This window comes from Pseudomonas izuensis, from assembly GCF_002356535.2.
GTDB lineage: Bacteria > Pseudomonadota > Gammaproteobacteria > Pseudomonadales > Pseudomonadaceae > Aquipseudomonas > Aquipseudomonas izuensis.
Genome location: NZ_AP017423.2, coordinates 3,172,444 through 3,186,425 on the forward strand (window position 1 = coordinate 3,172,444; position 13,982 = coordinate 3,186,425).

The window sequence follows — 13,982 nt, forward strand, 5'->3', positions numbered from 1 at the left end:
TGGTTGTGACGGCATCCGAGGTGTCGGAATCCGGAAATGATTTTACCTTCCCGCCCCCTACACTGGCTCTGCCATGAAAGCCGTCGCGCATCGACGGCCAGGGCACGAACCCATGAATTCCAGGAGACTGTCCATGACAAAAACAATAGAAGAACAGGTCGAACTGCTGCTGAGCGACCCGGTGGCCCTGGTCGAGCATAACTTGCAGAGCTGGAAGCATTTGCCTGTCGAACAGATCGACGCGCTGCAACTGGCAGGGCTCAAGCGCCGCTTCAACGAGATGCGTGACCGTATTGCAGTACTCAAGAAGCTCGCTGACGCGGAGGGCATCGAGCACATCGAGCACCTGGACGACGTGGTGCCACTGCTGTTCGAACACACCCTGTTCAAGTCCTACCCGCCATCGTTGCTGGAAAAGAACAACTTCGCCGCCCTCAACAAATGGCTGGGCAAACTGGTGGTTCCGGAACTGGCGCAAAAGATCGCGACCGTCGACGTCAGCACCTGCACAGGCCTGGACGACTGGTTCGAAACCATGGATCGCGAAGTCCCGGAGCTTTGCCTGAGCCACACTTCGGGTACTTCCGGCACGCTTTCGTTTCTGCCATGCAGTACCCGTGAGTTCGAAAAAGCCTCCCAGGTACGCAAGCTCTACGCCTGGAACATGACCGGCGCGGACACACCCGATCCGGACCTGCATACCGCTTACCCGTACTACCGCAAAGGCTACCTCAGCCATTTGCGCGGCATCGGTTCGCTGGTGCGGGTGCTGCTGCCGGACGCTTCGCATTTCCACCCGGCCTATCCGTCGACCCTGTCCAGTGACGTGCTGCGCCTGGGCGCCAGGCTTCGCGCCGCGCACAACAACGGCACGCTGGATCGCCTGGTGGTGGCGCCGGAACTGCTGGCCAAGAAAAAGGCGTTCGACCAGCAACAGGCCGAGATGCCGCAGCACCTGGCGGCCTTCTTCGATGACATCGCCACCCGGTTGAAGGGCAAGCGCGTGTACATCGGCGGCACCTGGAACCTGCTGCACAACATGGCCGTCGCCGGTCTGGAACGGGGCCTCGAAGGCGTGTTCCATCCCGATTCCTACATCATCACCACTGGTGGGGCCAAAGGCGTGGTGCCGCCGCAGAACTGGCGCGAAGACGTCATGCGCTTTCTGGGGGTGAAGACGCTGAACGAGTCCTATGCCATGTCGGAGGTGGTCAGCGGCTCGCATTTGAAATGCGAGCAGGGCAACTACCACTTTTCACACACCGCGATTCCGTTCCTGCTGGATCCGGAAACCAGCAAGCCGCTGCCACGCCACGGGCGTCAGACCGGGCGCGCGGCGTTCTTCGACCTGGGGGCCGATATCCACTGGGGCGGCTTCATCACCGGCGACGAAGTCACGATCGAGTGGGATGAACCCTGCAGCTGCGGTCGCCCCAGTCGCTACGTGGTCGGTGCGATCCAGCGCTACAGCGAAAAGAACGGCGGGGACGACAAGATCACCTGCGCGGCATCCGAACAATCCCATCGCGAGGCGATGGACTTCCTCAACACCCTGGAGGGCTGAGCCATGACCCACCCTATTGCGCCGATGATCATTCGTGGTCAAGTGATCACCGACAACCTGATTGAAGTGGGTGGTCGTGGCGGTGACCTGAGCTTCCTCACCCCCGACGCGAACAAGTACATCGACCAGCTGCCCTTGGGCAACCCGGCGAAAATGGCCGATCTGTACAGCCTGAGCTTCAACGACATTCTCGATTACGCCGTCGAACTCGGCGGGCGCCTGGACCTGGAAAAGAACCCGTACCTGCAGGAAGCCTGCGAGCTGTCGTTCCTGACCGCGCCCACCACCCCGACCATCGTCAAGGGCTCCTACATGGGCCTCAAGCATCTGCTGTCCCGTGAGTTCGTTACCGAAATGGCGGAAACCACGGTGGGCATCAAGTACCTGGAAGGCTGGGTGCCGCAGACCCTGCTCGACGGTACCGAGCTGGAAGTGCGCTGCTTCGGCGCCCGCACCTTGCACATCGTCGCCGGCAATGCGGTGTCCCTCTCGTTGTGGACCATCATCCGCAACATGGTCTTGCGCAGCGATGCAATCATCAAGGCGCCGTCCAACGACCCGTTCACCGCGTTGGCCATCGCCCGCACCATGGTCGACATGGCCCCGGACCATCCGCTGACCAAACACCTCTCGGTGGCTTACTGGAAGGGTGGCGACGAGGCATTCGAGAAGCGCCTGTATCAACCGCAGAACCTGGAAAAAATCGTCGCCTGGGGCGGCTTTGCCTCGATGAAGCACGTCACCAAGTACATCCAGCCGGGTCTGGAACTGATTTCCCTGGACCCCAAGCGCAGCGCCAGCATCATCGGCCAGGAGACCTTCGAAAGCGAAGCGAACATGCGCGAAGCGGCGGTGCGGCTGGCCGTCGATATCGGTGCCATCAACCAGAAGGGCTGTGTCTGCGCACGGGTGGTGTATGTGCAGAGCGGCACGGATGAGCAGGGTCTTGAGAAACTCAACACCTTTGGCCGGTACGTCTATGACGCCATGCTCGGTTTGCCCAATACCCTCAGCACCACGCCCAAGCGTTATGACCAGGGCCTCAAGGCCCACGTCGACGCGCTGCGCCTGGATGACGAGTGGTACAAGGTCATCGGCGGCAAGGACGGCGAGGGCGCGATCATCTGCTCGCAGCTGCCGGAGCCTGTGTCCTTCGCCGCCAGCCTCGACGACCGTACCGCCAACCTGGTGCCGGTCGACGATTTGAGCGAAATGATGGCGGCGGTCGATGCCTATACCCAGACCGTCGGCGTCTATCCGGAAAGCATCAAGGATCAGCTCAAGGATGTGCTGCCGCTGTATGGCGCCCAGCGCATTGTCTCGCTGGGCTATGCCGCCGCCATGAAATTTGCCGCGCCCCAGGACTCCATCGAACCGATGCGCCGCATGGGCAAGTGGATTTCCAACCAGATCGCGTCACCTGAAACCAGCGCCGCCCCGTGGCTGCGCCCGTCGATCTGACCCAACTCTCACGAACACCACAAGACCCTGTAGGAGCAAGGCTTGTCGGATCGCCGCACCGCCGCGATGGCGTCCTTTCAGTCGACATCTTTGCAGGATATGCCGGCCTCATCGCGGGCAAGCCTTGCTCCCACAAGTTTTGTGGTGTTTGTTCACTATTTGGAGAAACCAACATGACCACCTGCATCGGCTACGGCGTCCATGAAGCCAACGCCCCCCTCGAACCCCTGCGCTTCGAACGCCGTGCCCTGCGCGACGACGACGTTTCCATCGAGATCGACTACTGCGGCGTCTGCCATTCCGACATGCACTACGTGCACAACGATTGGAAAAGCACGCGTTTTCCCTGTGTACCTGGCCATGAAATTGTCGGCCGGGTCACCGCCGTGGGGCCGGCCGTCAACCGATACCACGTGGGCGACCTGGTCGCTGTCGGTTGCCTGGTCGACAGTTGCCAGCAGTGCGAGGCGTGTGAAGCTCACCAGGAACCGCATTGCACCCAGGGCATGACCCCGACCTACAACGGCCTGGACCGTATCAGCGGTGAAGTGACTCGCGGTGGCTATTCCCAACGCATCGTGGTGCGCGAGCGTTTCGTGCTGCGTGTGCCGCCGGCGCTGGACCCTCGCTTCACGGGTCCCTTGCTGTGCGCGGGCATCACCGTCTGGACGCCGATGCGCGAGCACAAAGTCAAGGCGGGTACACGACTGGCCGTAGTCGGCCTCGGCGGGCTGGGCCACATGGCGGTCAAGCTGGGCGTTGCGTTGGGTGCGCAGGTTACGGTGATCACCACCTCGCCTGGCAAGGCCGACGATGCTATTGCACTGGGTGCGCATCATGTCCTGCTGTCCAGCGATCCGGCGGCCATGAAAAGCGCCGCCAGCAGCTTTGACTTGATCCTCGATACCATCCCGCGCACCCACAACGTCAATCCCTACCTGATGCTGCTGGCGCGTAACGGGACGCTGGTGCTGGTGGGCGCGCTGGAACCCCTGGAGCCGATCCACGGCGCCTTGCTGGCGGTCAACAATCGTTCAATTGCGGGCTCGTTGATCGGTGGCCTGGAACAGACCCAGGAACTGCTCGACTTCTGCGCCGAGCACGAAGTGCTGCCGATTTGCGAGATGATCGACATCCAGGACATCAACCAGGCGTTCACACGCATGCACAACAATGACGTGAAGTATCGCTTCGTGATCGACATGGCGTCGCTCAAGGATGTCGACCCCGCCTGACGATACATTCTCGAGAATGCCGGCCCCCCTTTCGTTCGGTGCCTCGCTCCGGTCCTGCTCCGTGGGCCCGCCGCGATCGGCCATCCTTGGCCGGGCGCGGCTAACCCGGCATCCATGCCGGGTTGCCCACTGCGCAGAACCTCCACTCGGCCTCACGATGGGGCAAGAAAATCAAAAACCAAAGCAGAGCGAGGCGGCCTGACAGCCGACCTGATTTCATGGATGTTCTCGTTCCCCTGTGGGAGCAATGCTTGCTCGCGATGGGCGTCCAGACAACGAGATCATCCAGACAGGGCGCGTAATCGTTGACGTCCTTCGCGAGCAGGCTCGCTCCCACAGGGGGATGACGGGCATCCGTCAAAATCAGGTCGGCTGTCAGGCCGCCTCGCTTTGCTTTTGATCTGGGCGACTCACGGAGCAATGCCGGAGTGAGGGTATGCCGAGCCTGAGCGAGGCACCGAGTGGTGGGGCAAGAGCCCTTGGTTACTTGGGGCTCTTCCAAGTGACTCGCTGTAAGAGCGAAACCGCCAGCCGCCGTTACCGAAGAAACGGATATGTACACCAGTCGAAAGTAACAACGAAAAAAAGCCCCGATGCCCCAGCCTGACCAAAGGCGGTAGGGGACATCGAGGCGAAAAACGAAGGGGTAACCGTTAATTTACGAAACAGCTCAGGACACGCAACGCGCCTTGTCTTTCCAGTACTTCTCACGCACCTGCCGACGTAGCACCTTGCCCACCACACTGACCGGCAGTACCTCGACAAACGTGATCGACTTGGGCGCCTTGAATCGACCCAGGCGGCCTTTCACATGCTCGATCAAGGCATCGACCGACACGATCTCGCCAGCCTTGAGCACCACTTCGGCATGCACCGCTTCACCCCATTCCTCATGGGGAATGCCGACTACCGCGGAGTTGGACACCGCCGGGTGGGCATTGAGCGCTGCTTCCACTTCGATGGCGTACACGTTGAAGCCACCGGTGATGATCATGTCTTTCTTGCGGTCAACCAGGAACAGGAAACCCTCGGGATCGATGTAGCCCAGGTCGCCGGACTTCCAGTAGCCGTTGTGAAACTCCTGCGCCGTGCCTTCCGGATTCCTGAAGTAACCCGAGATGGTGCCCCGGGAACGCACCCACAATTCACCGGTGGTGCCTAGCGGCACTTCCTCGCCGTTGTCGTCGACAATCAGAATCTCTGCACCGACGGCGATGCGCCCGGCCGAGGACAGTTGTTTCTCGTTACGGGGCAGGTGATCCGCTTTGCTCAGCAGTGCGACCGCGTGCAGGCTTTCAGTGGCACCGTAGATCTGCATGAAGATGTTGCCGAAACGCTCCTGGGCCTGACGCAATTTGGCGGGGCTCATCGGTGCCGCGCCGTAGGCCATGGTCTGCAGTGAAGACAGGTCGTAGTCCCGGGCTTCGGGCATTTCCAGCAGGCGATAGATCATGGTCGGCACGAGCAGGGTCATGGTGACCTTTTCGGCTTCGATGTTGCGGCACAGGCGCGCCAGGTCCGGGACGTTCTGGGTCAGGGTGCAACCGCCGCGAAACAGTGTTGGCAGCAGACCCAGGCCAGAACCGTGGCTGATGGGCGCCATGTGCAGGAAACGCGTGTCCGGCTGGTAAGGCTGCTCGGCCTCCAGGTACATCGAATCGCGCAGCGCCATCCAGTTATCGAGGGTGTAGGCGGCGCACTTGCTTTGCCCGGTGGTGCCACCGGTGAAGCGATAGACCAGCGGGTCCTTCTGCATGTCGTTGTCGACACCGGGGTTGTGATCCGGCACGCCTACAAGCAGGTCCCAGAAACACAAAAGCCCCTCGCGCGGGGTTTCTGGCGGGTCCATGCAGACGACGGTGATGCCCTGATCGTGCAGCAGGTCGAAATAGCGATCGATCAATGCGTTCTCGATGAACACCACCTTGGGGCGCAGGAACTCGACTTGCCAGCGGTGTTCCTCGAACGCGTCGCGGTAGTTGGTATAGGCAGCGGCAGCGTCGCCCTTGAGCGCCGTCCAGGCATGGAACAGCGAGATGTTGTCGTTTTCCAGAATGCAGAGATAGACATCCCCGCGGCGAAGCCCCAGACGCCCGCGCAGCATGTTGACGATGCGATTGGTCAGCGAATGGAGCTCACGGAAGTTGTAGCGACGATTGCGCTCGATGTTGACCAGGGCTTCCCGGTCGCCAAAGCGCACGGCCAGGTTACCGACCGTGTTTGCGAAGTTCATTATTGTCATGGTTATTCTCCGTCCGGGCGTGTGGCTGCACGCCCGTTGCGATCATCATCGCGAGTTTAAACCGGGCCCCGGCCCGGGAATACTCAGGCCTGTCGAGCCTTGATAGCCGCCATGGCCGTGTCGATGAAGACCTTGACCTGCTCGTTGGCGTCGTTGCGCGGCGCGGCAGTGCTCCAGTCGGTGATCTGTGCCAGGTGCGCCTCGATGGCCTCCGGCGACAGTTCGTCATTGCCGATGTACACCGGAGCGGTCTCTTCCATGCGCACCGCCGAGAACACACCGGCGCCGGCACCCAGGATCAGCTTGGTCGGCGCGTTGTCGCTGACCAGGAACAAGGCGCCCGGAGTGACCTGTTCGGGACGGCTGGCCGCCAGCAGCTCGGCCGGCATGACGTCTTCGGTCATGCGGGTGGCGGCCATCGGCGCGAGGGTGTTGACCAGGATGTTGTGCTTGCGGCCTTCGATGGCCAGCATGTTCATCAGGCCGACCACGGCCATTTTCGCCGCGCCATAGTTGGCCTGGCCGAAGTTGCCGAACAGGCCGGCGGCGGAGGTGGTCATCAGGATGCGGCCGTAGTTCTGCTCGCGCATCACATCCCATACGGCCTTGGTGCAGTTGATCGAGCCCATCAGGTGGACATCGATCACCGCCTTGATATCCGCCATTTCCATCTTGGCGAACGACTTGTCGCGCAGGATGCCGGCGTTGTTGATCAGGATGTCGACACGACCGAAGGCTTCGACCGTCTGCTTGACCATGGCCTGGACCTGTTCGTAGTCGGCCACGTTGGCGCCGTTGGCAATGGCGACGCCACCGGCCTGGCGGATTTCCTCGACCACGGCCAGGGCGGCTTCGGTGGAACTGCCGGAGCCGTCACGGCTGCCGCCGAAGTCGTTGATCACCACCTTGGCGCCACGGGCGGCAAGATTCAGGGCGTGGACGCGGCCAAGGCCGTTGCCGGCGCCGGTGACGATAGCGACGCGATCATCAAAACGAATGGTCATTGTATTTTCCTCTGGTGAAATAGTAGTAGGCGGAGAACGGCGGAGGAAGTGCGTGGTTTCCCCGGGGTCGCCGTTCTCCATGAACATCAGGCGCGGCTGAAGATGCCGACGTGTTCGGTGGACTCTTCCACGCGCCACAGGCCGCCGCCGTTGCCTTGCAGGGCAAATCGCGCGCCTTCGACCTGACGTGGGCCACAGTTGCCGCGCAGCTGCTCCACCAGTTCGAAGATCTGCCCGATGCCGGTGGCGCCGATCGGATGGCCCTTGGACTCGAGGCCCCCGGACGGGTTGACCGGCAGCCGGCCACCCAAAGCGCTGTCGCCGCGTTCGGCCATCACACCGCTCATGCCCGGTTCGCACAGGCCCAGGGCTTCGATCGCCAGCAGTTCGCCGATGGCGGTGGCGTCATGCACCTCGGCCACATCGATGTCCTGCGGGGCAATGCCCGCTTGCTCGAACGCGGCCTTGCCGGCCAGGTGGGTGCAACCCTTGTCGAAGTCTTCGGCGGCACGGGCCGAGGCCGAGCGCACGACGCTGGCCAGTACCTTGATCGCGCGGTTCTTGTTGAAGCCGTATTTCTTCAGGGCCGATTCGGTGCACAGAATCGCGGCGGCGGCGCCATCGGAAATCGGCGAGCACATCGGCAGGGTGATCGGGTAGGTGATCGGCGGCGCGGCGAGGATCTCTTCAATGCTCATGGCATTGCGGTACTGGGAGCGTTCGTTGTGCACCGAGTGGCCGTGGTTCTTCGAGGACACAGCGGCCAGTTGCCGCTGGGTGATGCCATAGCGTTCCATCAGGCCGCCACGGCCCAGGGCCGCGTAGACGTCCATGAATGGGCTGTAGGGTTTTTCCGATTGCGAACCGGCGGGTGGCATGATGCCTTTGCCCATGCTAGCCAGGTAGTGCTTGTTTTCCTCGAAGGTTTCGATGTCCCAGGCGGATTCGAAGGCCGAGAACATTTTCGCCTTGTCGCTGTAGAACATCTTCTCCGCGCCAACCGCCAGGGCCACCTCGGCGGCGCCGGCCTGTAGCTGGGTAACGGCCAGGTTGAAGGCATGGCTCGAAGAGGCGCAGGCGCCTTCAATGTTGAAGATCGGGATGCTGTCCAGGCCCAACGGCAACAGTGCCACCTGGCCACGGATCATGTGCTGGCCATCGAAATGGCCCTGGGTGCAGTTGCCGAAAAAGCCGACCTGAATCCACTTGCGGTCGCAATCGGCATCTTTCAGGGCATCTTCCACCGCCCAGGCGGTAAGTTGCTTGATGGTCTTGTCAGTGTGACGGCCGAAGGCGGTCATGCCGACGCCGACGATGTATACGTTTTCCATCGTTACCTCGAATCACTCAGTAAAAAGGGGCAGGGCGCCTGAATCCGGTTTCTGTGGGAGCGAGCCTGCTCGCGAAGACGAAATTCCAACCACAGAAGATGCGGCGGCAGTACCGGCCTCTTCGCGAGCAGGCTCGCTCCCACAGGTTTCGAAGTTGCGAATCAGTAACCCTTGAAATCCGGTTTGCGCTTTTCGGCGAAGGCGCGCACGCCCTCGGCCATGTCGTAGGAGCGCTGGTGATCGCGCAGTGCCAACAGTTCCTGGCACAGGGCATCGGCGCGGGACTTGTCACCGGCTTCGTCGGCCACTTTCTTCATCTTGCGCAGCACCAGCGGGCTTTTCCCGGCCAGCTTGTCGCCCAATGCCTGCACGCGCCCGACCAGTTCACCATCGGCGACCACTTCGCTGACCAGCCCGTAGTTCTTCATGTCCTGGGCGGGCAGGGCGTCACCGGTGAACAGCATGTACTTGGCGATGTTCTCCGGGATCTTGCGTGGCAATACCGCTGCGCCACCACCGCCGGGAAACACGCCGAAGTTGGAGTGGGCATCGCCGAAACGCGCACTTTGCGCGGCAATCACCAGGTCGCAGCACAGCACGGTTTCCAGGCCACCGGCCAGGGCCAGGCCATTGACCGCGGCGATCACCGGTTTGGGAAACGCACGCAGCGCATCGAAAAAGGTAACGATGGTGTCCAGCAGATCCTTCTCGCCGGGTTGCGGCGTGCCGCCGGCCTTGAGGTCGGCGCCGGCACAGAAGGCCGGGCCAGTGGCGGTCAGGGCTACCACGCGGACTTGATCGTCGTTTTCCCAGGCATGCAAGCGGGCGGTCATGGCCTCCAGCATTTCACGGTTAAGGGCGTTCATGGCTTTCGGACGGGTCAGGGTGATCCAGCCCACCTGGCCCTTGATGTCAAAAGAAACGGACTCGCTCATCTCCAATCCTCGATCTCAATGCAATTGACGTTTCTGTCTGGACTGGAAATTACGCGAGTCACTCAGACCCTCACCCCCCCCCTTGCGGACGGGGCGCCGACCGCTTCGCCTGTTGCAGGATGGGCGTCACATCCAGGCAATAAGCCAAGGGCGGAGAGTCAATCATGCAGACAAATGTCATCAACGCCGGCGATCTGTTGGTCGCCACCAAGTTCTCGCCACCGCGTCTGAACGCCCGGCACATCCCCCGTGCCTACCTGCTGGGTCGTTTGCGCGAGTCGCAACTTTGCAGTGCCACCCTGATTACCGGGGGCGCCGGGTTCGGTAAAACGATCTTGCTCGCCCAATGGCGTCTGGAATTGATGAAAGCCGGGCTGGACGTGGCCTGGGTTTCGTTCAGCCTTGACGACCGCCAGTTCGCCAGCTTTCTGTCCTACCTGCTGGCAGCCTTGCAGCGCCTGGGTATCGCGATCGAACAGGATTGGCTCAACAGTGACGGCAGCGAACAATCGATCAATGCCTTGATCGCCCTGATCACCCACGCCGCACAAGACCTCGAAACAGAAATGCACCTGCTGCTTGACGACTTCCATCATGTCGACTCGCCGATCGCCCACCGGCTGATGCAGAAATTACTGGATCATTGCCCGTCCAACCTGCACATCACCCTTGCCTCGCGCAACACGCCGCCGCTGAGTCTGGGGCGTTTGCGCATGCAGGGTCATGTGGCCGAGATCGATACCGCCGAATTGCCGTTCGATGTCGATGAAACCCGGGACTTCTTCAAGCAAAACCTCAGTGTCCTGCCACTCACCGCCGACGAAGAACGCCTGATCCATGACTTGACCAATGGCTGGCCCGCGAGCTTGCAACCCATCGCCACCATGTTGCGGGTGCGTCCGACCCGGCGCACGCAACTGCGTTCGATCCTGCGTAACTCGGCGGACCTTTCGGCTTACTTGACCGAGGACGTGGTGGCGTGCCTGCCGCCGGAGTTGCTGGAGTTCATGGAAAAGGTCTCGATACTGCGGCGTTTCAATGCCGACGTTGGCGAGTTCGTCACCGGCTGCCCCCATGCGCAAGACATGATCAAGCGGGCAGAGGACGAGAATTTGTTGATCCATCGCATCGAATCGGAAGACAGCTCGCCCTGGTACCGTTTCCATCCGCTGTTCGGCGAATTTCTCACCCAGCGCCTGACGGCCCGTGGCGAGGCGGTGGTGCAGGCGCTGCATCGACACGCCAGCCAGTGGTTCGCCGAACATGACTATCTGGTGGAAGCGGTGCGCCACGCCAATCTGGGCGGTGACCGTGATTACGCCGTCAAGGCCATGGAACAGGCGGCGTCCAGCACCTGGAGCATGGCCTATATCAGTCCGATGCTGCACCTGCTCGAACGCTTGCCCCAGGATATTCTGTTCGCCCATCCGCAACTGTTCATCATGGGTTGCCTGACCTATGCCTTTACCGCCCGCCCGGAAAAGGCCCAGCGCTGGCTGGAGCAGATCCGCCGCAGCGAGGCCTCACGCAACCCGGCGATCTCCTCGAAACTGGTGCTGGCCGACGCCGCCATTGCCCTGACACTGGATCAGCCCCATCGGGTCATCGGCCTGCTGGAACCGACCCTCCAGACACCCCTGGAAAACCGTTCGTTGCGCTACATCAGCCTGTCGGGGCTGGCCACCGCCTATCTGTCGGTGGGGCGTGCGGATGATGCGCGCCGACTCCAGGAGCGGCATCCGATCGACCTTCAAGACTGCGACAACGACATGGCCATGGTCTTTGAAAGCACCCGGGCGCTGACCCGTCTCAGGGAGGGCAATGCCCGGCAGGCACAAAACATCGGGACCCGCGTTACCGAGCGTGCCGAACACACCTATGGACGCGACTCGGTTGCAGCCAATCTGTGCGCCGCCACGCTCTGCGATGCTTACTACGAACTGAATCAGCTCGACGACGCGTTGCGGGTGCTGGCCAACCGCAGCGGGATTCTGCGTTCATCCCTGCCCGAAGTGATGGGGCGGGCTTCGATCTGCCGCGCACGCATTACCTTGCAGCGCGAGTCAGCCCAGGCTGCCTTGCATTTCCTCGAGGCGCAGGGCGCGCACTTTCATGTACTGGGCCTGGACCGGCTGCTGGCCATGATGCTGGCCGAGCAAGTCCGCGTGCTGATACAGCACGGGGAAAATCGCCGCGCCACTGAACTGATGACGCGATTGACGGCCCTGGAAGCCGAGCAACGTCCGCACGCCGAAGCACGGGAGGCCATCGGTTGCCTGGCGGCGATGTCCCGAGTGCGACTGGCACTGGCCGGGCGCGAGCCGGTCCAGGCCCTGGAACATCTGCAGTCCATTGCCGCCTACATCGAGCAGTCGGCAAAGGGACGCACACTGGTTCGTCTTCGCTTGCTCGGTGCCCTGGCTCACCACATGCTCGATCAGCCGGACCAGGCGCGGGCATACCTGCAACAGGCCCTGGAGGCGGGTGCCAGGATGGGATTGGTCCGTACGCTGCTTGATGAAGGCCCGGCGGTGCTCGCGTTGCTGGCTCAAGGGCAGGACGAAATCGCCCTGGACAGTTCGACCGCGGATTACCTGAAGACATTGCTCAACCGCGAATCACCCCACGAGGAGCCCACGCCAGCGGCGGTTGCCCCCAGGAGCATGTCGGACGGGCCACGGGCCAGCCTGACGCCGCGAGAGCTGGAGATCCTCGGCCTGATCGCCCAGGCCATGTCGAATAAACGCATTGCCCTGACGCTGAACATCACCTTTGGCACGGTGAAATGGAATGTGAAAAACATCCTCGCCAAGTTGGGGGTGTCAAGCCGCTATGCGGCGATCTCCCTGGCTCGCCAGCAGGGCATGCTCAAGTAACCGGATGCGCGCGGCGCCCCGTGCACCCTCCCGAGACGGGAGGCGCATGCGTCGCTGGCCAACCCCCATGCTCAGGTCAGCATCGACTACCCGACCCGGTTCAAGAGGAAGACCATGAGCGATACATCAGCAGCATTCCTGAGCGAGCAGGAAATCATGATCCGCGACGCCGCCCGCAAAGTGGCGCAAGAAGTCGTGGCTGCCACGGCGGCCGAGCGCGACCGCACGGGCGCCTGGCCGCACGCGGAACTCAAGGCGGTGGCCGAGCTCGGCTTCCTGGGCATGCAGATTCCCGAGGAGGCCGGCGGTTCGGGCATGTCCTTTCCTGAATACTGCCTGTGCATCGAGGAATTCGCCGCAGCGGATGCCGGCTTCGCCACCATCCTGCATGTCCACAACGGCATGACCGACATGCTGCATCGCTTCGGCACCGAGGGGCAAAGGCAGCAGTACCTGGCCGGGATGATTTCCGGCGAGCTGATTGCCGCCGGCTTGCTGACCGAGCCCCAGGCCGGTTCCGACACCGCCGCGTTCCGCACCACGGCGCGCCGCGACGGCGACCATTACGTTCTCAACGGCAGCAAACAGTTCATCTCCAACGGCAGCGAGGCGGGCGTCGCCTTTGCCATTGCCGCGACCACCGATACTCCGGAAGGCCGCAAGGGCCCGAGCATGTTCATCATCGACCCGCGGGAGCCCGGCTATATCGTGGCGCGGGTTGAAAGCAAGATGGGCCAGCGCTCGGCGCACGTGGCGGCCATTCAACTGGATAACTGCCGGGTGCCGGCGCACAACCTGCTGGCGGAGGAAGGTACGGCCTACAAACGCCTGATGGCCACCCTGTCCGAAGGCCGGATCGGCATCGCCGCCGTGGCCGTGGGCGCCGCCCGTGCCGCGCTGGAAGCGGCGGTGAAGTATGCCAACGAACGTGAAGCCTACGGCGCGCCGATCATCAAGCTGCAAGGCGTGGCGTTCGATCTGGCCGACATGGCCACCCAGTTCGAAGTCGCCCAGAACTACATGCTGCACGCCGCTCGCCTGCATTACGCCGGCGTGCCCTGCGCCAAGGAAGCGTCCATCGCCAAGCTGTTCGCCAGCGAAATGGCCGAGAAGGTCTGCTCCGAAGCGCTGCAAATCCATGGCGGCTACGGCTACCTCAGCGATTTCCCGGTGGAGCGCTACTGCCGTGATGTGCGGGTGACCAAGATCTACGAGGGCACCAGCCACATCCAGAAAGTGATCATCGCTCGCAACCTGTAACCGGGCAGCGTTGACCTTTGCGGACAACTTCAGGCACGGCCAGGCATGACCTGGCCGATGCGGCATCAGGAGGA

General features: G+C 62.2%; 9 protein-coding genes. 5 read left to right on the forward strand and 4 right to left on the reverse strand.

What is annotated here, in order from left to right; translation table 11 throughout:
- The first annotated feature begins 133 nt into the window (after window positions 1–133).
- The 3 genes from LAB08_RS14215 (at window position 134) to LAB08_RS14225 (ending at window position 4,260) form a co-directional block, all read left to right on the forward strand.
- Window positions 134–1,564, forward strand: coding sequence for a hypothetical protein (locus LAB08_RS14215; protein WP_096511595.1), 1,431 nt, complete (start codon window positions 134–136; stop codon window positions 1,562–1,564).
- 3 nt (window positions 1,565–1,567) lie between these two features.
- Complete coding sequence (locus LAB08_RS14220; RefSeq protein ID WP_096511594.1) at window positions 1,568–3,025, forward strand: acyl-CoA reductase; 1,458 nt, start codon at window positions 1,568–1,570, stop codon at window positions 3,023–3,025.
- Between the two features lie 173 nt (window positions 3,026–3,198).
- On the forward strand, window positions 3,199–4,260 hold the full coding sequence (locus tag LAB08_RS14225; protein ID WP_096511593.1) for an NAD(P)-dependent alcohol dehydrogenase: 1,062 nt from the start codon (window positions 3,199–3,201) through the stop codon (window positions 4,258–4,260).
- A 670-nt stretch (window positions 4,261–4,930) separates the two neighbouring features.
- Here the strand turns inward: LAB08_RS14225 and LAB08_RS14230 are convergent.
- The 4 genes from LAB08_RS14230 to LAB08_RS14245 all read right to left on the reverse strand — a co-directional run bounded on the left by LAB08_RS14230 (window position 4,931) and on the right by LAB08_RS14245 (window position 9,772).
- Window positions 4,931–6,502, reverse strand: coding sequence for an AMP-binding protein (locus tag LAB08_RS14230; RefSeq protein WP_254007533.1), 1,572 nt, complete (start codon window positions 6,500–6,502; stop codon window positions 4,931–4,933).
- Between the two features lie 83 nt (window positions 6,503–6,585).
- The gene (locus LAB08_RS14235; RefSeq protein ID WP_096511590.1) at window positions 6,586–7,506 is read right to left on the reverse strand and encodes an SDR family NAD(P)-dependent oxidoreductase; all 921 of its coding nucleotides are present in this window, start codon (window positions 7,504–7,506) and stop codon (window positions 6,586–6,588) included.
- Between the two features lie 86 nt (window positions 7,507–7,592).
- Window positions 7,593–8,837, reverse strand: coding sequence for a thiolase family protein (locus tag LAB08_RS14240; protein ID WP_096511589.1), 1,245 nt, complete (start codon window positions 8,835–8,837; stop codon window positions 7,593–7,595).
- A gap of 161 nt (window positions 8,838–8,998) precedes the next feature.
- On the reverse strand, window positions 8,999–9,772 hold the full coding sequence (locus tag LAB08_RS14245; protein WP_096511588.1) for an enoyl-CoA hydratase/isomerase family protein: 774 nt from the start codon (window positions 9,770–9,772) through the stop codon (window positions 8,999–9,001).
- 164 nt (window positions 9,773–9,936) lie between these two features.
- Here LAB08_RS14245 and LAB08_RS14250 point away from each other — a divergent pair, with 164 nt between their 5' ends.
- Together LAB08_RS14250 and LAB08_RS14255 are read left to right on the forward strand one after the other, a co-directional pair.
- Window positions 9,937–12,648 carry a winged helix-turn-helix domain-containing protein gene (locus LAB08_RS14250; RefSeq protein ID WP_096511587.1) on the forward strand — a complete coding sequence of 904 codons (2,712 nt, stop codon included), beginning with the start codon at window positions 9,937–9,939 and terminating at the stop codon, window positions 12,646–12,648.
- 114 nt (window positions 12,649–12,762) lie between these two features.
- Complete coding sequence (locus LAB08_RS14255) at window positions 12,763–13,908, forward strand: acyl-CoA dehydrogenase family protein (protein WP_096511586.1); 1,146 nt, start codon at window positions 12,763–12,765, stop codon at window positions 13,906–13,908.
- The last annotated feature ends 74 nt before the right edge of the window (window positions 13,909–13,982 follow it).

Excerpts from the sequence above, each read along its gene's own strand:
- LAB08_RS14215 (WP_096511595.1), top strand. The coding sequence starts at position 134 with ATGACAAAAACAATAGAAGAACAGGTCGAACTGCTGCTGAGCGACCCG.
- LAB08_RS14220 (WP_096511594.1), top strand. The coding sequence starts at position 1,568 with ATGACCCACCCTATTGCGCCGATGATCATTCGTGGTCAAGTGATCACC.
- LAB08_RS14225 (WP_096511593.1), top strand. The coding sequence starts at position 3,199 with ATGACCACCTGCATCGGCTACGGCGTCCATGAAGCCAACGCCCCCCTC.
- LAB08_RS14230 (WP_254007533.1), bottom strand. The coding sequence starts at position 6,502 with ATGACAATAATGAACTTCGCAAACACGGTCGGTAACCTGGCCGTGCGC.
- LAB08_RS14235 (WP_096511590.1), bottom strand. The coding sequence starts at position 7,506 with ATGACCATTCGTTTTGATGATCGCGTCGCTATCGTCACCGGCGCCGGC.
- LAB08_RS14240 (WP_096511589.1), bottom strand. The coding sequence starts at position 8,837 with ATGGAAAACGTATACATCGTCGGCGTCGGCATGACCGCCTTCGGCCGT.
- LAB08_RS14245 (WP_096511588.1), bottom strand. The coding sequence starts at position 9,772 with ATGAGCGAGTCCGTTTCTTTTGACATCAAGGGCCAGGTGGGCTGGATC.
- LAB08_RS14250 (WP_096511587.1), top strand. The coding sequence starts at position 9,937 with ATGCAGACAAATGTCATCAACGCCGGCGATCTGTTGGTCGCCACCAAG.
- LAB08_RS14255 (WP_096511586.1), top strand. The coding sequence starts at position 12,763 with ATGAGCGATACATCAGCAGCATTCCTGAGCGAGCAGGAAATCATGATC.